A 20,816-nucleotide genomic window follows, 5' to 3' on the forward strand; every position below is an offset into this window, starting at 1 on the left:
CGTCCCGCCGAGATCGTTACTGGGGAATCCCCGGTTCCGACTCGGCGTGGCGGACAAGTGGGTAAAGTAGGTTTTACCCAGCGGGAACTGGTCGGCCCAATCGATCGTTGACCCCGTGAAGGCGCCATTCAGGCCCAGGAGGATCAGGTGCGTTCTACCAGCAACCCCGCGTTCCGTAACCTGCCGACCGGCGGCTACGGCTCGTACACGGGCATCCAGCCCCAAGCCCAGGGCTATCAGCAGCCGGGCATGCCGGGTCACGGCGGCTATCCGGCGCCGCCGACCACCGGCGACCGTCCGATGACGGTCGACGACGTCGTCACCAAGACCGCGATGACCCTGGGCCTCGCCCTGGTCGTCGGCATCGTCACGGCTGTCGCAGTGCTCGGCGGGGCCATCTCGCCGTACCCGCCGATGATCGCCGGTCTACTCGTCGGCCTCGTGCTGTCCCTGGTCATCATCTTCAAGAAGACCCCGAACCCGGCGCTCGTGCTGGCCTACTCGGCCGCGGAGGGCGTGTTCCTCGGCGCCATCACCGGCGTGTTCGAGTCGTTCGTGCCCGGCATCGCGTTCCAGGCGATCCTGGGCACCGCGCTGGTGTTCATCACCATGCTCGTGGTCTACAAGACCGGGGCGATCAAGGTCACCCCGAAGCTGACCAAGTGGATCATCGGCGCCACCATCGGCGCCGCCGGTCTGATGCTGGTCAACCTCGTGCTGTCGATGTTCGGTGTCAACATGGGCATCCGCGACGCGGGCCCGCTCGGCATCGGGATCAGCCTGCTGTTCATCGGCATCGCGGCGTTCAACTTCCTGCTCGACTTCGACATGGCGGACCAGATGATCCGCACCGGCACGCCGTCGAAGTGGGCCTGGTACGTCGCGTTCGGCCTGATGACCACGCTCGTCTGGCTCTACCTGGAAATGCTGCGGCTGCTGTACATGCTGCAAAGCGACTGACCCGGAACCACCCGAAACAGGGCGCTCGGCTTCGGCCGGGCGCCCTGTTTCGCGTCCGCGATCAGCTCAGGCGTTCCAGGATCATCGCCATGCCCTGCCCGCCGCCGACACACATGGTCTCCAGGCCGAACTGCTTGTCGTGCCACTGCAGCGAGTTGATCAGCGTGGTCGCGATCCGGGCGCCGGTCATGCCGAACGGGTGGCCGACGGCGATCGCGCCGCCGTTGACGTTGAGCTTGTCCTCGTCGACGCCCAGTTCGCGGGCCGAGGGCAGGACCTGCGCGGCGAACGCCTCGTTGATCTCCACCAGGTCGATGTCGCCGATGGTCATGCCCGCGCGGGCCAGCGCCCGGTTGGACGCGTCGACCGGGCCAAGGCCCATGATCTCCGGCGACAGGCCCGAGACGCCCGTGGCCACGATCCGGGCCAGCGGCGTGAGGCCGAGCGCCGTCGCCTTGGTGTCCGACATGATCACCAGCGCCGCGGCGCCGTCGTTGAGCGGACAGCAGTTGCCCGCCGTCACGCGGCCGTCAGGGCGGAAAACCGGCTGCAAGGTGGCCGTCTTCTCGTAGGTGATCCCCGGGCGGGGGCCGTCGTCGGTGTCCACGACCCGTCCGTCCGGCAGCGTGACCGGGGTGATCTCGCGCGCCCAGAAGCCGTCCTTGATGGCCTGCTCGGCGAGGTTCTGCGAGCGGACGCCGAAGTGGTCCATGTCCTCCCTGGTCACGCCCTTCGCCAGGGCCAGGTTCTCGGCGGTCTGGCCCATCGCGATGTAGGCATCCGGGACGCGCCCGTCGGCGCGCGGGTCCTGCCACTCGCCCGCGCCGTTCTCGGCGACGCTCGCGGTACGCGCCGTGGCCTCGGCGAAGATCGGGTTGTGCGTGTCCGGCCACGAGTCCGAGCTGCCCTTGGCGAACCGGGACACCGTCTCCACGCCCGCCGAGATGAACACGTCGCCCTCGCCCGCCTTGATGGCGTGCAGCGCCATCCGGGTCGTCTGCAGGGACGAGGCGCAGTAGCGGGTGACGGTGCACCCGGGGAGGTGGTCGTAGCCCAGCAGGACCGACACGACCCGGCCCAGGTTGAACCCCTGCTCGCCGCCGGGCAGGCCGCAGCCGAGCATCAGGTCGTCGATCTCGGTCGGGTCGAGGGCGGGCACCTTGTCCAGCGCGGCACGCACCATCTGCGCGGTGAGGTCGTCCGGGCGGATGTCGACCAGCGAACCCTTCCCGGCGCGCCCGATCGGGGATCGGACAGCGGAGACGATGACGGCCTCTGGCATGGCGGTGCTCCTTCGCGATTTCCGGTTCTGCACGGAGGTTACCTGCAGGTAATCACCCGGGTCACGCGCTGGAACGCCGCGGCTCAGGCCATTGTCCGCACCCTGGCGGCGGCGCACAGCGGGGCGAGGACGACCTCGGCGGCCAGGGCATACCCGGCGCCGTTGGGGTGGAACCGGTCCGGGCTGAACAGCTCGTCCGGGTCGGCCATGAACCGCGGCGACAGCAGCGCCGCCAGCGGTACCGAGGTGGCCTCGGTGCGCGCCAGCTCGCGCGTCTGCGCCCGGGCCAGTGCGAGGCTCCAGCGTCGCGCCACCGCGCGCAGCGGCTGCGGGATCGGCCGGATCGCGCCCAGGTCGGGACAGGTGCCGACGACCACGGCGGTGCCCGCGTCGGTCAGCCTGCGCACCTGCGCGGCGAGCAGCGCGGCGGAGGTGCGGATCCGTATCCTGGCGGTCACGTCGTTGCCGCCGATCATGATCAGCGCCACGTCCGGCGGTGTCCGCAGCGCCGCGTCCACCTGCGGCACCAGATCGGTCGTGCGCGAGCCGCTGACCGCGTAGGTGACCAGGCGCACGGGGCCGCCCGACGCCGCCGCGAGTTCGCGGGCGAGCCGCACCCCGGGTAGCCCGTCCGGCGACTCCGCGCCCAGGCCCGCCGCGATGGAGTCGCCGAACACCGCGAAGGTCAACGGCGGACCCGACGAGGCGGGCGCGAACACCCCGTCCGCGACGAAGGGCAGCTCACGCGGCACGCCGATGACCGTGCGCGCCTGCCGCGACTGCGTGTTGAGCAGCCCGTAGGCCGCGCCGGACAGCCCGCCGACCGACCCCGCGGCCACCGCGAGCACCCGCAAACCTCGAAACCCGACCATCGCCGTCCTCCCTCCGCGCGTGGTGATGCCTATGGACGTATCGCACACACTCCCGGTTCCCCGTTACCTAAAGAGCTGGTCACCACACGTTCGGATACGTCTGGCCGGATAAGGTGGCGACTGGTCCACGACGTGAGAAAACCCAAAAGGAGTCCCCCGGTGGAGTACGTCGAGCACATCATCGATCTCGTCGGCGACACGCCGCTGGTGAAACTGAACTCCGTCGCGGCGGGGTTGGCCCCGCTGGTGCTGGCGAAGATCGAGTACTTCAACCCCGGCGGCAGCGTCAAGGACCGCATCGCGCTGCGGATGGTCGAGGCGGCCGAGCGGTCGGGCGAGTTGCGCGCCGGCGGCACCATCGTCGAGCCGACCTCCGGCAACACCGGCGTCGGCCTGGCCCTGGTCGCCCAGCGCAAGGACTACAAGTGCGTCTTCGTCTGCCCCGACAAGGTCAGCGAGGACAAGCGCAACGTGCTCAAGGCATACGGCGCCGAGGTTGTCGTGTGCCCGACAGCCGTCGCCCCGGAACACCCGGAGTCGTACTACAACGTCTCCGACCGGCTCGTCACCGAGATCGACGGCGCCTGGAAGCCCAACCAGTACGCCAACCCGGAGAACCCGGCGAGCCACTATCACACGACCGGCCCGGAGCTGTGGCGTCAGACGGACGGCCGGATCACGCACTTCGTGGCGGGCGTGGGCACCGGCGGCACGATCTCCGGCACCGGCCGCTATCTCAAGGATGTCTCCGACGGCCGCGTCCAGGTGATCGGCGCCGACCCCGAGGGCTCGGTGTACTCCGGCGGTTCGGGCAGGCCCTACCTGGTCGAGGGCGTCGGCGAGGACTTCTGGCCCGAGACCTACGACCGCACGGTGGCCGACGAGATCATCGCGGTGACCGACAAGGAGTCCTTCGACATCACCCGCAGGCTCGCCCGCGAGGAGGGTCTGCTGGTCGGCGGCTCCTGCGGCATGGCTGCGGCCGCCGCGCTGCGCCTGGCCGAGCGGCTCGGCCCCGACGACGTGGTGGTCGTGCTGCTGCCCGACGGCGGGCGCGGCTACCTGTCCAAGGTGTTCAACGACTCCTGGATGGCCCAGTACGGCTTCCTGCCGCCCGAGCACTCCGGCGCCACCGTCGGCGACGTGCTGCGGCGCAAGAGCAGCTCCGGGCTCAACCTCCCGGCGTTCATCCACGGCCACCCCGGCGAGACCGTCGCCGAGGCCGTCGCCGTGCTGCGCGAGTTCGGCGTGAGCCAGATGCCGGTGGTCAACGCGGAGCCGCCGGTGATGGCCGCCGAGGTCGTCGGCGCGGTCAACGAGCGCGACCTGCTCGATGCCCTGTTCGCGGGCAAGGCCGCCCTGGCCGACCGGCTCGACCGGCACATGTCCGGGCCACTGCCGACCATCGGCGCGGGGGAGCAGGTGAGCGCGGCGATGATCGCGCTGTCCGCGGCGGACGGCGCCCTCGTGCTGCTCGACGGCAAGCCCGCGGGCGTGGTGACCAGGCAGGACCTGCTCGGCTTCCTCGCGGGCAAATAATTTGGCGCGCGGGAATCGAGTCGATTCCGGCACCCCCATGGCTGATCCGATAGCGTTACCCGCGATGCAAGATGACATTCCAGGTCAAAAGGGGTGGGAAACCCGATGAGCGCTCCGCAGCCGCCGAACCAGCCGTGGCAGGGCGGCCAGCCCCAGCAATGGCCTGGGCAGCCCAATCAGGAGCAGCAGGGGCAGCCGCAGTACGGCCAGCAGCCCGGCTACCCCGCACCGCCGCCCGAGCAGGGCCAGCAGCAGTACGCGCCGCCGTCCGGCGACAACGTGGGCGCCGACGGCGTCGAGCGCACCCAGGCGATTCGGCCTGGTCAGCCCGTGCCCGGCCAGGAGGACGACGGCTCCGACCGCACCCAGGTGGTGCGCCCGGGCGGCGGCGGTGAGGCGACCCAGATGGTGCCGCCCGGCACCGTCCCGCAGGGTCCGCCGTACGCCCCGCCGGGCGAGCAGCAGCAGGCGCCGCCGCCCGGTGGCTTCGGCCAGCAGCCCGGCCAGCCCTACGGTCAGCCGGGCTACGGGCCGCCGCCGGGCGGATTCCCGGGACAGCCGCCGCAGCAGCAGGGCTTCGGCCAGCAGCCGGGCGGGTACCCGCCGCCGCAGCACGGCGGGTTCGCCCAGCAGGGCGGCCTCGGTGCCGCGCCGACCTTCGGCGGCCCGGGCAACAACACCGCCATGATCGCCATGATCGTGCAGGGCGTGGTCGCCCTGCTCGGCCTGATCGCCGCGATCATGGGCATCTCGCTGCTGTCGGACTTCGCCAGCATCGGTGACGTCTGTGCCGGGTTGACCGGTACTTTCCGCGACCAGTGTGAAAGCGTGGCGCCCAGCGGCGGTGCGGGAGTCCTCTTCTCGCTGCTGCAGATTGTCGGCGGTGTCGGCGCGATCGCGGGCGCGGTGCTGCTGTTCCTCAAGAAGACCAACTTCGCGCACTTCGTGGTGCTCGGCGGTGGCGCCCTGCTGGTGATCTCGTCGATCCTGCTCGGCGCGACCTATTCCTTCGCAGGCGAGGTCGTCACCCCGCTGCTGTTCGGCCTGCTCATCGCGGGTGCCGGTGCGCTGGCGTTCTTCCCGCAGACCAAGCAGTTCTTGTTCGCCGGACCGCCGCTGGGCGGCGGCGGGCTCGGCGGCTTCGGCGGCCCGCCCGCCGGTGGCCAGCCGCAGCAGGGTTTCGGCCAGCCCCAGCAGGGCTTCGGGCAGCCGGCGCAGCAGGGTTTCGGGCAGCCGCAGCAAGGGTTCGGGCAGCCCCCGCAGCAGGGCTACGGCCAGCCGCAGCAGGGCTACGGCCAGCAGCCCCCGCCCGGTTACGGCCAGCCGGGTGGCTACGGACAGCAGCCGCCGCCCGGCGGTCAGCCGCCGCCGCAGCAGTGGTGATCGGATAGTCGAAGGGGTGGCCCCGGCCGATGGCCGGGGCCACCGCCGTTATTCCCCGGGTATGAAACCGTCCCATATGCCGGCGGGCTTTCGTCATGGCCGTAACCTGAAGTCATGGCAGATGACAGCGCCCGGTGGGGCTTCGAGACCAGGGCGATCCACGCGGGGCAGGACCCCGACCCGCGCACCGGCGCGGTGATCGTCCCGATCTACGCGACCTCCACCTTCGCCCAGGACGGTGTCGGCGGCGTGCGCGAGGGGGGCTACGAATACTCCCGTACGGCGAACCCCACCCGGACCGCGCTGGAGCAGGCACTGGCCTCGCTTGAGGGTGGCAAACACGGTCTGGCTTTCGCCTCCGGCATGGCCGCCGCCGACATCGCGCTCCGCTCGATGACCCGTCCCGGCGACCACGTCATCCTCGGCAGCGACGCCTACGGCGGCACCTTCCGCCTGCTCGACAAGGTCCTCTCCCTCTGGGGCGTCGAGTACACCTCGGTGGACCTGGCCGACCCGGCGGCCGCGCGTGCCGCGGTGCGGCCCACCACCAAGGTCATCTGGTCCGAGACCCCGACCAACCCGCTGCTCGGCATCGCCGACATCGCCGCGCTGGCCGCCGTCGCCGCCGAAGCGGGCGCGAAGCTGGTCATCGACAACACCTTCGCCACCCCGTACCTACAGTCCCCGCTCGGCCTCGGCGCCGACGTGGTGCTGCACTCCACCACCAAGTACCTCGGCGGCCACTCCGATGTCGTCGGCGGCGCCCTCATCACCTCCGACCCGACGTTGAACGAGCAGTTCGCCTTCCTGCGCAACGCCACCGGCGCCGTCCCCAGCCCGTTCGACTCGTGGCTGGTGCTGCGCGGCGCGAAGACGCTGGCCCTGCGCATGGAGAAGCACAGCGACAACGCCGAGCGCGTTGTCGAAGCGCTGTTGGGTCACCGCAAGGTCACCAAGGTCTACTACCCGGGCCTGGTCGACCACCCCGGCCACGAGATCGCGGCCAAGCAGATGCGCCGCTCGGGTGGGATGGTGTCGTTCTCCGTCGTGGGCGGCGAACAGGCGGCCCTCGCGCTCGCCGCGCGCACCAAGCTGTTCATCCTGGGCGAGTCCCTCGGCGGCATCGAGTCGCTGATCGAACACCCCGGCAAGATGACGCACGCCAGCACCACCGGCTCACCGCTGCAGATCGCGGGCGACATCGTGCGCCTGTCGGTGGGCATCGAGGACAGCACCGACCTGGTCCGTGACCTCCTGGACGCCCTCGGCTGACGGGTTGGTCAGGGGCTGACCTGGCGGAACCGGTCGATGCCCGCACCCGGGTCGGCCGCCGGGGCGGTGTCGGAGCCGGGTGCGGCGGGCAGGTCGGCCGCGTCGACGCAGCCGCCGACGAGTTCGACCTGGTCGCCGCGCTGGATGTACGCACCCGCGTCGGCGCAGCCCGCGGTGTGCACCGTGAAGACCGCGACACCGGCCAGCGCCATCGCGGCGAGCACGGCGCCCGCCAGCGGGCCAACACCCGCCATCCGTGTGCCGAAGGCCATGCCGCTGTCTCCCCACGCCCGAATATCCGCCCGTCGCCGAGGGTACCCGTCCGGCTGCGCGCTTACCTGAGGGACTGCTGAGTGTGGCTCCTGCCGCCGAAGCGGGCAGGAGCCACGTTCCCGAACCCCCGGGGTCTCAGAGGTTGCCGCGCCGCTCCTGCTCGCGCTCGATCGCCTCGAACAGCGCCTTGAAGTTGCCCTTGCCGAAGCCCAGCGAGCCGTGCCGCTCGATCATCTCGTAGAACACGGTGGGGCGGTCGCCGATGGGCTTGGTGAAGATCTGCAGCAGGTAGCCGTCCTCGTCGCGGTCGACCAGGATGGCGTGTTCCTTGAGCACCTCGATCGGCACGCGCACCTCGCCGATGCGGGCGCGCAACTCCGGGTCCTCGTAGTAGGACTCCGGCACGTCGAGGAACTCGACACCCGCGGCGCGCATGGCCGTGACGGTGCTGATGATGTCGTTGGTCGCGAGCGCGATGTGCTGGCAGCCGGGGCCGCCGTAGAACTCCAGGTACTCGTCGATCTGCGACTTCTTCTTCGCGATCGCGGGCTCGTTGAGCGGGAACTTGACCCGGTGGTTGCCGTTGGACACCACCTTGCTCATCAGCGCCGAGTACTCCGTGGCGATGTCGTCGCCGACGAACTCCGCCATGTTGACGAAGCCCATGACGCGGTTGTACCAGTCGACCCAGTAGTCCATCCGGCCGAGTTCGACGTTGCCCACGCAGTGGTCGACGGCCTGGAACAGGCGCTTCGGCGCGTCCGCCGCGCGGGTGAGCGTGCCCTCGCGGGTGACGTAGCCGGGCAGGTACGGGCCGGTGTAGCGGGAGCGGTCGATCAGCGTGTGCCGGGTCTTGCCGTAGGTGGCGATCGCGGCGGTTCGGACGGTGCCGTGCTCGTCGGACACGTCGTGCGGCTCGTCCAGCACGGTGGCGCCCTGGGCGCGGGCGTGCGCGACGCACTTGTCGACGTCGACAACCTCCAGCGCGAGGTCCACGACACCGTCACCGTGCTCGCGGTGGTGCTCGATCAGCGGGCTCTCGGGGGCCACGCCGCCCTTGATGACGAACCGGGCCGAGCCGGACTTCAGCACGAACGCCTTGTGGTCGCGGTTGCCGCACTCCGGGCCGGAGTAGGCGACGAGCCGCATGCCGAACGCCGCCTGGTAGAACAGCGCGGTCTGGGTCGCGTTGCCGACGACGAAGACCACGGCGTCCATGGCCTTGACCGGGAACGGGTCCCGGGTCTCGTCGTAGTCGACCAGGCCGACGAGCTGGCGGAGTTGGTCGTAGCTCACCTCGTCCATTCCGTGCTCGCTGAGCCCGAGCGTCCCCGTCATCGCAAACCTCCTGGTCACTGACCCTTCGCGGTAGACTTGAGCATGTGTCCGACAGGGCATCCTGTGCAAGGCTGGTCTGAAACACTGGACACCTTGACCAGCATCTACCGGGATCGGTTCGGCAAAATGGACACTCTGACCAGGAGGTGATCGGGGTGCCGAACGATCAAGGCGGCGAGGTCGACGCGCTGGACGCGCGACTGCTCCTGCTGCTCACCGACGAACCGCGCCTCGGCGTGCTCGAATGCTCGCGCAGGCTCGGTGTGGCGCGCGGCACGGTGCAGGCCAGGATGGACCGGCTGGAACGTCGCGGCGTGCTGCGCGGGTTTCCGCCCGCCCTCGACCTCGCGGCGATGGGCTTCGGGCTGACCGCGTTCGCGGTGCTGGAGATCGCCCAGGGCAGGCGCGGCGAGGTCGCCGAGCGGCTGCGCGCGATCGACGAGGTGTGCGAGGTGCACGCCACCACGGGCCAGGGCGACCTGCTGGTCCGCATGGTCGCCCGGGACAACGACGACCTGCAGCGGGTGATCGATCGCGTGGTCAACGTCGAGTGGGTGAGCCGCACCTCGACCTCGATCGCGCTGTCGACCCCGGTGCCGCCCCGGGTGCGGCCCTTGTTGGAGCGCGCGGTCCGAACATGACATCGGGCTCCCCGCCGCCTGCGGGGAGCCCGATGTCATGGTCCGGGATCAGCCGCTGTAGGGCACGGCCTTGGTCAGCGTGACCTTCTGGGTCTTGCCGTTGGGCAGTTCGTACTCGCGGGTCTCGCCCTCCTTGGCTCCCAGCAGCGCGCGCCCGAGCGGTGACTCCGGCGAGTACACCTCCAGGGCGCCCTCGCCACCCTCCTCGCGGGTGGCCAGCAGGAACCGCTCCTCGTCCTCATCCCCCTGGTAGCGCACCGTCAACACCATGCCGGGTTCGGCGATTCCGTCGTTGGCGGGTGCCTCGCCCACCTTGGCGCCGCGCAGCAACTCCTGCAGGTGGCGGATGCGCGCCTCCTGCTGCCCCTGCTCCTCGCGGGCCGCGTGGTATCCGCCGTTCTCTTTGAGGTCGCCTTCTTCACGGCTGGTGTTGATCTTCTGCGCGATGACCGGGCGGTTCTCAATCAGCTCGTCGAGCTCGTGCTTGAGCCGGTTGTAGGCCTCCTGGGTCAACCAGGTCACCTGGGTGTCGCTCACGGTCACCAACTCCTCGTCGTACTCCGGGCCCGTGGTTTCGGGCCAGGCAGCCCCGGGTTTCATCGGGCACCCGGAATGGAAAAAACACGGCCCGCCTAGGGGCCGTGCAGGTAGACGATTCTAGCACGAACAGGCGTGCTATCGCGCCCGAAATGTCCGATTTACTGCCTGATGGGGCCGCAGTTCACCCCGTTGGCGGCTGCACTGTGGACAGGTAGGCGGGCACCTGATAGGAGCAGCCGAACACGTCGGCTGTCACCGGTTCGGACGCACTGCTGATCACTGTGGACATTCGCACCGACGGCGCGCCCGGCGGGATGTAGACCTCCTTGCGCCCGCCCTCCTGCCCGTCGATCCCGCGCACCCGCACGATGCACACGGCGGGCCGCTCGGGCGTCGTGCGCGTGACGTCGAAGGTGAGCTGCATGCGGTTGCCCGGCAGGTTGCCGAACGCTGTGCGCTCGGTCTCGATCGGCGCGGTGCCCAGGTTGGTGTACGCGAGGTAGGCGACCGCACCGCCCGCCGCGAGCCCGGCCGCGACCAGGACCGCTGTGGTCCGCCGGGAGCGCCGCGCGCGCGGCTTTCCGTAGCGGCCTTCCGGCAGGGCGCGATCGGCCACGGTCATCCGGGGGCCTCCTGACGGCTGCGGTCCGCGCGGTGGGAACAATGGACCCACCACGGTGCGTTCGAGTATCCGGGTCGAGTATCCGCGCCGCGCGGTGCCACGGATCAGGAGGGGGCAGAGCGAGGTCATGGCCGAGAAGTTGCGTTTGATGGCGGTGCACGCCCACCCGGACGACGAGTCGAGCAAGGGCGCCGCCACCATGGCCAAGTACGTGGCCGAGGGGCACGAGGTCATGGTCGTCACCTGCACCGGCGGTGAGCGCGGCGACATCCTCAACCCGGCGATGGACCGCCCCGACGTGCTGGCCGACATTCCCGCCGTGCGCAAGCGGGAGATGGCCAAGGCCGCCGAGATCCTCGGCGTCGAACACCGCTGGCTGGGCTTCGTCGACTCCGGCCTGCCCGAGGGCGACCCGAAGCCGCCGCTGCCCGAAGGCTGTTTCGCGGTGGTGCCGCTGGCGGTCTCGGTGCCGCCCCTGGTCGAGGCCATTCGCGACTTCCGGCCGCACGTCGTGATCACCTACGACGAGAACGGCGGCTACCCGCACCCCGACCACATCCGCTGCCACGAGGTGTCGGTGGCCGCCTTCGACGCGGCGGGCGACCCCGACCTGCACCCCGAGGCCGGGGAGCCGTGGTCGCCGCTGAAGCTGTACTACACGCACGGCTTCTCCCGCGCGCGTCTGGTCGCGATGCACGAGGCGCTGCTCGCCGCCGAGTTGGAGTCCCCGTACGGCGAGTGGCTGGAGAACTGGAAGCCCGAGCGCGGCGACATCTCCGAGCGGGTGACCACCCGGATCGAGTGCGCCGACTACTTCAAGGTGCGCGACGCGGCGCTGCTCGCGCACGCCACCCAGATCGACCCGGAGAGCCGCTGGTTCGCGGTGCCGATGGAGATTCAGCGGTCGGTGTGGCCGTTCGAGGAGTACGAACTGGTCCGCTCCCTGGTCGACAGCACCCTGCCCGAGGACGACCTGTTCTCCGGGATCTCGGCGAAGGTGTCGCTGTGATCGCGGTGGATCTGTCGGCCACCACGGCGATCGTCCTGGTCCAGACCCAACCCCCGCCGACGCCCGCCGATCCCGGTGGGCAGGGGGAGGACTTCGGCAAGTCGTCGCCGCTGGGGTTCCTGATCCTGGTGCTGTTCTTCATCGCGGTCGCGTTCCTGATCCGCTCGATGACCAAGCACCTCAAGCGCGTCCCCGCCAGCTTCGACGACCCACCCGCCCAGGACGGCGACGACCCGAAACCCGCCTGAGCGTCAGGCCGACAACCGGACACCGATTCCTCGCCCGCACACCCAGCCGCCTGGCTTATCCGGTTCGTCTCGACCCCGTAGGCAGCTCCGCTCAGACCAGGAGGGCGCCGACGCCTGCGGTGTCCGGGTAGACGACGGTTAAGCCGTCGACTGCCTCGAAGGCGCGGTCGGCGGTGACCAGGGCGGTGCAGCCCGCCAGCCGCGCTGTTGCGGCGAGTACGGCGTCGAACGCGCCGAGGTCTTCGTGGCGTTCGAGTAGGTCCAGTGCCTCGTGCACAGCGGGCTCGGGCACGTCGAGCAGCGGGGAGAACAGTTTCAGGTAGGCCGACGCCAGCTCGACCGCGTCCGACCTCGGTCGCCGCCGGGAGCGGACGTGCACGAACTCCTGCAGGACGCCCGCCGTCGTGGTGAGGGAGTCGGTGCGGGCCCGGATGAGGTCGAGGCAGGGCTGCTTGAGCGGGTGCTCGCCGCCGACCGCGTAGACGAGCACCGTCGTGTCCACCACGATCACCGCCGCGAGCCCCGCATCCCGTGCAACTCGGCGACCAACTCGTCCGGGTCGTCGGGGACCGGGCAGGGCTCGGCGTTGACGATCACGTCCAGGGCGGCCCACCGCACGTCGATCGGGGTGCCCAGGCCGTGGTCGATGGCGTCGCGGATGACGGCGGCCACCGACACGCCGCGGCTGCGGGCGAGCGCGGACACCCGCTCGTACCGCTCCTGGTCGAGGAGGATCTGCAGCCGTTTTTCGAAGGACATACACATACAGTATCATGTGTAGGTAGACAGGCGGGTGCGGACGACGAGGGTGTGCATGGCCTCGCCCACGGTCGGGTCCACGGGCAGCCGGGTCGCGGACTGGGCCTCGTCGAGTGCCGTGTTCAGCTCGGCGATGTCGGCCTCGGCGTGCGGGCGGGTGCGCGGGTCGGCGAGTGGCTGGTGCTCGCCCGCGCGCTTCGCGGCGATCAGGTCGGCGAGGTAGGCCGGGCCGCCGAGGGCGGGCAGGTTGGCCTCGACGGTGCCCGTGCGCATCAGGTGAATGCCGGTGAGCAGCGCGCGGAAGGTATAGAGCAGCGGCTTGATCTCGCCGGTCCGCTCGAACAGCTTCCACTGGTTACGCGCGAAACCCCGGTAGTGGTGCGCGTGCCTGCTCGTCAGCAGTCCGGGCGCGAGGTCGAGCAGTTCCGCGTGCTCCGGCCCCGTGCGCACCACCAGCGGGGACAGCAACTGCTCCAGCACGTACCCGTTCGGCGTGAGCAGCAGCCGGGCGAACTTGATCAGGTCGTGGGTGACCAGGTCGATCTCCACGCCATCGCGCACCCACGACCGCTCGATCGTGTCCGGGCCGACGCGCAGGCCCACGACGTCAGCGGCGGGCAGCAGGTGCACCCCGCGCAGGTCGACGTCGGAGTCCTCGGACGGGAAGCCGTACAGGTGCGCGCCGGACACGGTGGCGAACAGCGGCGTCAGCCGCTCCGCCGCGACTACCTCGCGCAGGTCAGGCACCGTGATCGGCATCGAGCCCCCTCCGCCGGACCGAGATCAGCCAGTCCTGCACGCGGTCGAGGTCCGGGGTCTCCGGCAGCGGGCCGTGCTCGGCCGCCCGCGCGATCTCCGCGCGCAGTCGCTCGATCCACGCCATGCAGTCGGCGAGGGCGACCTCGCCCGAGCGGACGGCCAGCAGGGCGTCGCGCTCGTCGGTGCGGTGGATGTCCAGGGTGCCGGTGGTCAGCAGCGTGCGGCACACCGTGAGCATCCTGATCGAGTGCATCACCTGCTTCCACTTGGGTTCCGGCGCCGACGTGGCGCGGGTGATCTGGCGCGCAGTGGCCCGCTCGAAACTCACCGCCGCGCGGCGGGACAGGAACGCGGGCAGCAGCGCGCGCAGCTCGGCGCCGATCGGCGTGCACACCTCGACGTGCTCGCTGACCAGCAGGTCCAGCACCGACGGATTGGCCTTGAGGGCCAGCGCGCAGAAGTGCTCCACCTCCCAGCTCAGTTGCTCCGGCTCCGGTCCCTCCATACTGGACGGTGGCTTCGCGAACCGCCAGAACCAGGCCGTCGGCGCCACGTACACACCGCGTCGGTCCACATCGGACTCTTCGGTGGCCAGGCCGTAGGCGTGCGAGCCCACCACGGCCGAGAGCACGGTGTGTTCGGTGACCAGCGTGCTCACAGCCGCGGGTCCACGGGCTCGGATTCCAGTGCCAGCACGGCGAACACGCACTCGTGCACCCGCCACAGCGGCTCGCCGTTGGCACGTCGGGTCAGGGCCTCCAGGCCGAGGGCGTACTCGCGCAGCGCCAGCGAGCGCTTGTGGCCGAGTTTGCGCTGCCGCAACCGTGTCAGGTTGGCGGGTTCGGTGTAGTCGGGGCCGTAGATGATCCGCAGGTACTCGCGGCCGCGCACCTTCACGCCGGGCAGTGCCAGGCCCCGGTCGCCGCGCACCAGGTTGGCCGCGGGTTTGACGACCATGCCCTCGCCGCCCGCCGCTGTCAGGTCTTCCCACCAGGCGATCCCGGCCGCCACCGAGGTCGGGTCGGCGGTGTCGACGGCCAGGTTCCGGGTGGGCGCGAACAGTTCCGGGTCGGTGGCCCGCAGCCGGTCGGCGACGGCCAGGTGCCACGCGTGCGGCCGGTCCTGGAACGTCGCGCCCTGCGCGGCGAGCACCTGGAACGGCGCGAGCCGGACGCCGTCGAGGCCGTCGGTCGGCCAGCAGTAGCGCCGGTAGGCCGCGCGGAAGTCGGCCGCGTTCACCGCCCGGGATCGTGTGCGTGCCAACAGGTCCGTCACGTCCACGCCGCGTCCGGCGGCCGCGGCGAGCACGTCCGCCGCGGCCGGGAGCGCCGCTCCGGCGGCGGCGCCGACTGTCGCGTACTGGTTGGTGATCAGCGCGGATGCCTTGGCGCTCCACGGCATCAGCTCCGCGTCGAACAGCAGCCAGTCGGTGTCCAGTTCGGACCAGAGCCCGGCTTCGGTGACGGCCGCGCGCACCCGGGCCAGCAGCGCCGCGGTGAGCGCGTCGGCGAAGAACGGGCGGCCGGTTCGGGTGTGCACGGTGCCGTCGCCGTCGATGCCGAACCGTTGTGGGGCAACGCTTTCGTCGCGAGTCACGAGCAGCACCGCGCGCGAGCCCATGTGCTTCTCCTCGCACAGCAGCTCGCGCACGCCGTGGCCGTGGAACCCGGCGAACGCCTCGCGCGGGTGCTCCAGCATGTCGTCCTCGGTGTGCGTCTCGGTCGGCGCCATCGTCGGCGGCAGGTAGAGCAGCCACCGCGGGTCGACGGCGAACCGGCTCATCACCTCCAGCGCCGCCGCGGCCTGCTCGCCGCGCACGGTGACCTGGCCCTGGATGGTCGTGTCCACCACCCGCCTGCCCACGACGTCGGTCAACGCCAGGGTGCTCGGCTCGCGTCCGCCGAACGGGTCCGGCGGTGCCAGCGGCCGGGTCGGCTCGTACCAGACCTGGTGCGCCTTGACCGAAACCACCTCGCGCTCGGGATACCGCAGCGCGGTCAGCTTTCCGCCGAACACGCACCCCGTGTCCAGGCACATGGTTCCGTTGACCCACTCGGCGTCCAGCGTCGGTGTGTGTCCATACAGGACTGTCGCGCGGCCGCGATACTCCTCGGCCCACGGGTAGCGCACCGGCAGGCCGTACTCGTCGGTCTCGCCCGTGGTGTCGCCGTACAGGGCGAAACTGCGCACCCGCCCGGACGCGCGGCCGTGGTAGCGCTCCGGCAGCCCCGCGTGCGCGACGACGAGCTTGCCGCCGTCGAGCAGGTAGTGCGCGACCAGATCGTCGCAAAAGGACTCGACGCGCGCCCGGTACTCGGCGGACTCCTCGCCGAGCTGTGCCAGCGATTCCGCCAGACCGTGCGCCACCCGGACCTTGCGTCCGCGCAGCGCGCGCACCAGCTTCTGCTCGTGGTTGCCGCACACCGCGAGCGCCGTGCCCGCCTCGACCATGCCCATCGCCAGCCGCAGGACGCCCGGGGTGTCCGGGCCGCGGTCGACGAGGTCGCCGACGAACACCGCCCGCCTGCCCTCCGGGTGGTTCGCGCTCACCGCGAGACCAGCGTCGTCGCGGGTGATCGCGTAGCCCAGTTCGCCGAGCAGCTCCTCCAACTCCGCGCGGCAGCCGTGCACGTCGCCGATGATGTCGAACGGCCCGGTCTCGCCGCGCAGGTCGTTGCGCAGCGGCTCCACCACGATCCGCGCCGAGTCCACTTCGGACTCGCCGTGCAGCACGTGCACCCGGCGGAAACCCTCGCGCTGCAACGATCCCAGCGATCGGCGCAGCGCCGCGCGGTGCCGCTTGACCACATGCGGGCCGAAGTCCCGGTCGGGCCGCTCGGCGTTGCGCCGTAGGCAGACCGACTCCGGGACGTCGAGCACGATGGCCACCGGCAGCACGTGGTGCTCGCGGGCCAGCGCCACCAGTTCGGCGCGCGGCTCCCGCTGCACGTTCGTCGCGTCGACCACCGTGATCCGGCCCGCCCGCAACCGTTTGCCCGCGATGTAGTGCAGCGCCTCGAACGCGTCGGCGGACACCGACTGGTCGTTCTCGTCATCGCTGACCAGGCCGCGGAAGTAGTCGCTGGACAGCACCTGGGTCGGCGCGAAGTGCTTGTGCGCGAACGTGGACTTGCCCGAGCCGGTGGCGCCGATCAGCACCACCAGCGCCATGTCCGGGATCGCCAGCTCCATCAGGCCACCCCCGTCCGGGAGAACACGGCGAGCTGCGTCGGCGGCCCCACTTCGGGGTCGTCCGGCCCGACCGGCAGATACCGCACGGTGTAGCCGCAGCGGTCCGCCACCCCCCGCGCCCACGCGCGGAACTCCGCCCGAGTCCACTCGAAACGGTGGTCGGGGTGGCGCGCCTGGCCCGCGGGCAGCGTCGGGAAGCGCACGTTGTACTCCACGTTCGGCGTGGTGACCACGACGTGGGTCGGCCGCGCGGTGCCGAACACGGCCCGCTCCAGCGCGGGCAGCCTGCTCGGGTCGACGTGCTCCACGACCTCCATCAACACCGCCGCGTCGTAGCCCGCGAGGGTGGGATCGGTGTAGGTCAGGGCCGACTGGCGCAGCTCGATGCGGTCGCGCGCGCGGTCGGGCAGGCTGTCCAGACGCAGCCGCCGCGCGGCAGCGGCCAACGCTCCCGCCGACACGTCGGTGCCGATGATCTCGGTGAAAGTGTTGTCCGCCAACAGATCCCGCAGCAGCGCGCCGCCGCCGCAGCCCAGGTCGAGCACCCGGTGCGCGCCGACCTCGCGCAGCGCGGCCAGCACCGCGTGCCGCCGGGTCACGGCCAGCGGCTCGGGCCGCTCCGGGCTCGCCTCGACCACCGGCTCGGCCAGCGCGTTGTCGAGGCTGTCCTCGTCGGCCCCGTCCAGCTCGGCGAGCTGCGCCAGCGCCGAGCGCACGTAGCCGCGGCGGTGCGCCAGGTAGCGGGTGCTGATCAGGTCGCGCTCGGGGTGGGCGGCGAGCCAGCCCTCGCCCGCGCGCAGCAGTTTGTCGACCTCGTCCTCGGCCACCCAGTAGTGCTTGGCGTCGTCCATGACCGGCAGCAGCACGTACAGGTGTTTGAGCGCGTCGGCCAGCCGCAGCTCGCCGTCGAGGCGCAGGTCGAGGTAGCGCGAGTCGCCCCAGGCGGGGAACTCCGGGTCGAGCGGGATCGGCCGCGCGTCGACCCGCCAGCCCAGCGGCGCGAACAGCTTCTCGGCGAGCGCCGCCCCGCCGCGACACGGTGCGGCGGGCACCCGCACGGCCAGTGGGATCGGGCTCGCCGCCAGCTCCGGGCGCGCGTCGCAGCGGCCCGTCATCGCGGTGCGGAACACACTCGCCAGCGCCACCGCCAGCAGCGACCCGGCGGCGTACGGGCGGTCGTTGACGTACTGGCCCAGGGTGAACGCCTGGTTGGCCTGGCCGCGCACCAGGGCGATCGGGTCGACCTCCAGCAGCAACGCGGCCGTGCACTCGCCCGGTTCGGCTGTGGGATAGAACACGTGCGCTGTGCCGGACGAGGTCGAGAACGATTGCGCCTTCTCGGGATGCTTGAACAGCAGGTAGCCGAGATCGGTCGCGGGTGGCCGGGTGGTCGTCAGGGTCAGCAGCACCGGTGCAGTGTCGCGCACTCCGCGCCCGAACTCAGCTTCATTTGAGAGGCTAGGGCCATGGCGAACCGACTCAAGGACTCGACCAGCCCCTATCTGCTCCAGCACGCCGACAACCCGGTCGACTGGTGGGAGTGGGGTCCGGCGGCGTTCGCCGAGGCCGAGCGCCGGGATGTGCCGGTGCTGCTCTCGATCGGCTACGCGGCGTGTCACTGGTGCCACGTGATGGCCCACGAGTCCTTCGAGGACCCCGAGATCGCCGCGCTGATGAACGAGCGGTTCGTCAACGTCAAGGTCGACCGCGAGGAGCGCCCGGACGTCGACGCCGTCTACATGACCGCCACCCAGGCGATGACCGGCCACGGCGGCTGGCCGATGACCTGTTTCCTCACCCCGAAGGCCGAGCCGTTCCACTGCGGCACCTACTACCCGCCCGACCCGCGGCCCGGTATGCCCGCGTTCGGGCAGTTGCTGGCGGCCGTGCACGAGGCGTGGTCCGCGCGCGACGCGGAGGTGCGGGAGTCGGGTGCGCGGGTTGTCGCGGAGTTGGGCAGCCAGACCGGCCCGCTCGCGGAGTCCACTGTGGACGCCGAGGTGCTGGCGGGTGTGGCGGCGTCCCTGCTCGGCGACTACGACCGGGTCAACGGCGGTTTCGGCACCTCGCCGAAGTTCCCGCCCACGATGGTGCTGGAGTTCCTGCTGCGCCACCACGAGCGCACCGGGTCGGTCGAGGCACTGTCCATTGTGGAAGGATCGATGCGCGCGATGGCCGACGGCGGCCTCAACGACCAGCTCGCAGGCGGCTTCGCCCGGTACAGTGTGGACGCCGCCTGGGTGCTGCCGCATTTCGAGAAGATGTTGTACGACAACGCTTTGCTGCTGCGGCTGGCCGCGCACCTGGCCCGGCGCACCGGCACGGACCGCTACCGCGAGGTCGCCACCGAGACGGCCCGGTTCCTGCTCGGCGACCTGACCACCCCGGAGGGTGGCTTCGCCGCGTCGCTCGACGCCGACACCGAGGGCGTCGAGGGGCTGACCTATGTGTGGACCCCCGCCCAGCTCGCCGAGGTCCTGGGCGCCGAGGACGGCGCGTGGGCGGCGGAGCTGCTGACCGTGACCGAGCAGGGCACCTTCGAGCACGGCGCGTCCACGCTGCGGTTCAGCCGCGAGGTCGACGACGTCCCCCGCTGGCGGCGGGTCAAGGCCGCGCTGCTGGCCGCCCGGGCCGAGCGTCCGCAGCCGGGCCGCGACGACAAGGTGGTCACCGCGTGGAACGGCCTGGCCATCGCGGCCCTGGCCGAGGCGGGCGTCGCGCTGGGCGAGCCCGCGTGGGTCGCCGGGGCCGAGCGCGCCGCCGACCTGCTGTTGCGCGTGCACCTGGTCGACGGCAGGCTGCGCCGCACCTCCCGCAACGGCGTGGCGGGCGAGGCCGCAGGCGTGCTGGAGGACTACGGCTGCCTGGCCGAGGGCCTGTTCGTGCTGCACCAGGCCACCGCCGACCCGCGGTGGCTCGACGCCGCCCGCGATCTGCTGGAGACCGCCCTGTCCCACTTCGCCGACTCGGGCGCTCCGGGCGCCTACCACGACACCGCCGACGACGCCGACGCCCTGGTCTGGCGCCCGAGCGACCCCGGCGACAACGCCAGCCCGTCGGGCGCGTCGTCGCTGGCGGGGGCGCTGCTGCTCGGCTCCGCGCTGGTGGGCGCCGACCGCGCGGGGCTCTACCGGTCGATGGCCGAGCAGGCGGTCTCCCGCAACGGCCTGCTCGTCGCCCGCGTGCCGCGGTTCGCCGGACACTGGCTCACCGTGGCCGAGCCGCTGGTCCAGGGGCCTGTGCAGGTGGCCGTGGTGGGGCCGCCGGACGAGCGCGCCGAGCTGCTGGCGGCCGCCGTGGCGCACGCGCACGGGGGCGCGGTGGTCTTGGCGGGCGAGCCCGACGCGGCGCCGCTGCTGGTCGACCGGCCGCTGGTGGACGGCAAGCCCGCGGCCTACGTCTGTCGCGGCTACGTCTGCGACCGGCCGGTCACCACGGTCGCCGATCTCGTGGCCGCCCTCACCTGAGCCGTCCGCCCCTGGCGAACACGCACCGCTCTCTCGCTGTATCGGCGTAACTTGGGTAGTGAGGTAATCAAGTAATCAAGGAGCCGATATGCGTAGGAACTGGAGCGGCCGCCCGCGCGGCGGCTGGCAGCAGTCCGATCTTCCGTCCGCCGACGACGCCGCGGCCTGGTTCTCCGGGCGACTGCCCGACGGCTGGTTCACCGGCGAGCCCACCGTGACCGTCGACCGGGAGGAGCTCCTGGTCGTGGGCACCCTGCCAGCCCTCGACGGCGACTACGCCGACGACGCGGCCCGCGCCGCCGCCGAGTCCGGCCGGATCGCCCGCCACCGCGAGGACACCCGCGAGGAGCGGATCGAGATCGCCCGACAGGCGGAGCACCGCTACGGCCGCAAGGTCGCGTGGGGCGCGCGGCAAGGCGACACCGAGGAGTTGTTCACCACCCTGTCCGTGCCGGTGATGACCCGACTCCGCCAGCCGGAGCGGCTCGTCCTCGACACCCTGGTCGACGCGGGCGTGGCCCGGTCGCGGTCGGAGGCGCTGGCCTGGGCCGTGCGCCTGGTCGGCGAGCACGCCGACACCTGGCTGACCGAACTCCGCGAGGCCATGACGACCGTGGACGACCTGCGGTCCAAGGGCCCGGAACTCTGAGCCCGGGGGCG

21 protein-coding genes are annotated in these 20,816 nt (G+C 71.4%); 9 read left to right on the plus strand and 12 right to left on the minus strand.

What is annotated here, in order from left to right; translation table 11 throughout:
- Positions 1–147 precede the first annotated feature (147 nt).
- Positions 148–960: a Bax inhibitor-1/YccA family protein gene (locus ACT4N7_RS19840; protein WP_444830268.1), complete on the plus strand. Its 813-nt coding sequence runs from the start codon at positions 148–150 to the stop codon at positions 958–960.
- 61 nt (positions 961–1,021) lie between these two features.
- On the opposite strand, the gene ACT4N7_RS19845 is transcribed toward ACT4N7_RS19840, so the two are convergent.
- Positions 1,022–2,242 (minus strand): acetyl-CoA C-acetyltransferase, encoded by a 1,221-nt coding sequence (locus ACT4N7_RS19845; RefSeq protein ID WP_444830269.1) that lies wholly within the window; start codon positions 2,240–2,242, stop codon positions 1,022–1,024.
- 83 nt (positions 2,243–2,325) lie between these two features.
- Entirely contained in the window at positions 2,326–3,114 is a 789-nt protein-coding gene (locus ACT4N7_RS19850; RefSeq protein ID WP_444830270.1) for an SGNH/GDSL hydrolase family protein, read from the minus strand.
- Positions 3,115–3,273: 159 nt separating this feature from the next.
- Here ACT4N7_RS19850 and ACT4N7_RS19855 point away from each other — a divergent pair, with 159 nt between their 5' ends.
- The 3 genes from ACT4N7_RS19855 (at position 3,274) to ACT4N7_RS19865 (ending at position 7,308) form a co-directional block, all read left to right on the plus strand.
- On the plus strand, positions 3,274–4,653 hold the full coding sequence (locus ACT4N7_RS19855) for a cystathionine beta-synthase (protein ID WP_444830271.1): 1,380 nt from the start codon (positions 3,274–3,276) through the stop codon (positions 4,651–4,653).
- 105 nt (positions 4,654–4,758) lie between these two features.
- The gene (locus ACT4N7_RS19860; RefSeq protein ID WP_444830272.1) at positions 4,759–6,036 is read left to right on the plus strand and encodes a hypothetical protein; all 1,278 of its coding nucleotides are present in this window, start codon (positions 4,759–4,761) and stop codon (positions 6,034–6,036) included.
- A 114-nt stretch (positions 6,037–6,150) separates the two neighbouring features.
- Positions 6,151–7,308 (plus strand): cystathionine gamma-synthase, encoded by a 1,158-nt coding sequence (locus tag ACT4N7_RS19865; RefSeq protein WP_444830273.1) that lies wholly within the window; start codon positions 6,151–6,153, stop codon positions 7,306–7,308.
- Positions 7,309–7,316: 8 nt separating this feature from the next.
- Here ACT4N7_RS19865 and ACT4N7_RS19870 read toward each other — a convergent pair whose 3' ends face one another.
- Positions 7,317–7,580 carry a hypothetical protein gene (locus ACT4N7_RS19870; protein WP_444830274.1) on the minus strand — a complete coding sequence of 88 codons (264 nt, stop codon included), beginning with the start codon at positions 7,578–7,580 and terminating at the stop codon, positions 7,317–7,319.
- Positions 7,581–7,716: 136 nt separating this feature from the next.
- Entirely contained in the window at positions 7,717–8,919 is a 1,203-nt protein-coding gene (gene hppD, locus ACT4N7_RS19875; RefSeq protein ID WP_444830275.1) for a 4-hydroxyphenylpyruvate dioxygenase, read from the minus strand.
- A 155-nt stretch (positions 8,920–9,074) separates the two neighbouring features.
- Between hppD and ACT4N7_RS19880 the strand changes: the two genes are divergently transcribed.
- Positions 9,075–9,560, plus strand: a complete 486-nt coding sequence (locus tag ACT4N7_RS19880) for an Lrp/AsnC family transcriptional regulator (RefSeq protein WP_444830276.1) — start codon at positions 9,075–9,077, stop codon at positions 9,558–9,560.
- A gap of 48 nt (positions 9,561–9,608) precedes the next feature.
- Here ACT4N7_RS19880 and greA read toward each other — a convergent pair whose 3' ends face one another.
- Both greA and ACT4N7_RS19890 read right to left on the minus strand, forming a co-directional pair.
- Entirely contained in the window at positions 9,609–10,103 is a 495-nt protein-coding gene (gene greA / locus ACT4N7_RS19885) for a transcription elongation factor GreA (RefSeq protein ID WP_444830324.1), read from the minus strand.
- 178 nt (positions 10,104–10,281) lie between these two features.
- Positions 10,282–10,722, minus strand: coding sequence for a DUF4307 domain-containing protein (locus tag ACT4N7_RS19890; protein WP_444830277.1), 441 nt, complete (start codon positions 10,720–10,722; stop codon positions 10,282–10,284).
- 127 nt (positions 10,723–10,849) lie between these two features.
- On the opposite strand from ACT4N7_RS19890, the gene mca reads away from it, so the two are divergent.
- Positions 10,850–11,731: a mycothiol conjugate amidase Mca gene (gene mca, locus ACT4N7_RS19895; protein WP_444830325.1), complete on the plus strand. Its 882-nt coding sequence runs from the start codon at positions 10,850–10,852 to the stop codon at positions 11,729–11,731.
- An 11-nt stretch (positions 11,732–11,742) separates the two neighbouring features.
- The gene (locus ACT4N7_RS19900; RefSeq protein WP_444830326.1) at positions 11,743–11,979 is read left to right on the plus strand and encodes a hypothetical protein; all 237 of its coding nucleotides are present in this window, start codon (positions 11,743–11,745) and stop codon (positions 11,977–11,979) included.
- Between the two features lie 91 nt (positions 11,980–12,070).
- Here ACT4N7_RS19900 and ACT4N7_RS19905 read toward each other — a convergent pair whose 3' ends face one another.
- The 6 genes from ACT4N7_RS19905 to ACT4N7_RS19930 are packed head-to-tail and all read right to left on the minus strand — an operon-like array spanning position 12,071 to position 18,098.
- Entirely contained in the window at positions 12,071–12,481 is a 411-nt protein-coding gene (locus tag ACT4N7_RS19905) for a type II toxin-antitoxin system VapC family toxin (protein ID WP_444830278.1), read from the minus strand.
- A gap of 5 nt (positions 12,482–12,486) precedes the next feature.
- Complete coding sequence (locus ACT4N7_RS19910) at positions 12,487–12,738, minus strand: ribbon-helix-helix domain-containing protein (protein ID WP_444830279.1); 252 nt, start codon at positions 12,736–12,738, stop codon at positions 12,487–12,489.
- A gap of 12 nt (positions 12,739–12,750) precedes the next feature.
- The gene (locus ACT4N7_RS19915; RefSeq protein ID WP_444830280.1) at positions 12,751–13,497 is read right to left on the minus strand and encodes a nucleotidyltransferase domain-containing protein; all 747 of its coding nucleotides are present in this window, start codon (positions 13,495–13,497) and stop codon (positions 12,751–12,753) included.
- Positions 13,478–14,155: a nucleotidyltransferase domain-containing protein gene (locus ACT4N7_RS19920; protein WP_444830281.1), complete on the minus strand. Its 678-nt coding sequence runs from the start codon at positions 14,153–14,155 to the stop codon at positions 13,478–13,480. The genes ACT4N7_RS19915 and ACT4N7_RS19920 overlap by 20 nt, the downstream gene beginning before the upstream one ends.
- Positions 14,152–16,689 carry a polynucleotide kinase-phosphatase gene (locus ACT4N7_RS19925; protein WP_444830282.1) on the minus strand — a complete coding sequence of 846 codons (2,538 nt, stop codon included), beginning with the start codon at positions 16,687–16,689 and terminating at the stop codon, positions 14,152–14,154. Before ACT4N7_RS19925 ends, ACT4N7_RS19920 begins: the two co-directional genes overlap by 4 nt.
- Complete coding sequence (locus tag ACT4N7_RS19930) at positions 16,689–18,098, minus strand: 3' terminal RNA ribose 2'-O-methyltransferase Hen1 (RefSeq protein ID WP_444830283.1); 1,410 nt, start codon at positions 18,096–18,098, stop codon at positions 16,689–16,691. The genes ACT4N7_RS19925 and ACT4N7_RS19930 overlap by 1 nt, the downstream gene beginning before the upstream one ends.
- Before the next feature lie 57 nt (positions 18,099–18,155).
- Here ACT4N7_RS19930 and ACT4N7_RS19935 point away from each other — a divergent pair, with 57 nt between their 5' ends.
- Positions 18,156–20,156 (plus strand): thioredoxin domain-containing protein, encoded by a 2,001-nt coding sequence (locus tag ACT4N7_RS19935; protein WP_444830284.1) that lies wholly within the window; start codon positions 18,156–18,158, stop codon positions 20,154–20,156.
- An 88-nt stretch (positions 20,157–20,244) separates the two neighbouring features.
- Positions 20,245–20,805, plus strand: a complete 561-nt coding sequence (locus ACT4N7_RS19940; protein WP_444830285.1) for a hypothetical protein — start codon at positions 20,245–20,247, stop codon at positions 20,803–20,805.
- Positions 20,806–20,816 lie beyond the last annotated feature (11 nt).

The sequence above is a fragment of the Actinokineospora sp. genome, from assembly GCF_052390155.1.
In the GTDB taxonomy this organism is placed as follows: domain Bacteria; phylum Actinomycetota; class Actinomycetes; order Mycobacteriales; family Pseudonocardiaceae; genus Actinokineospora.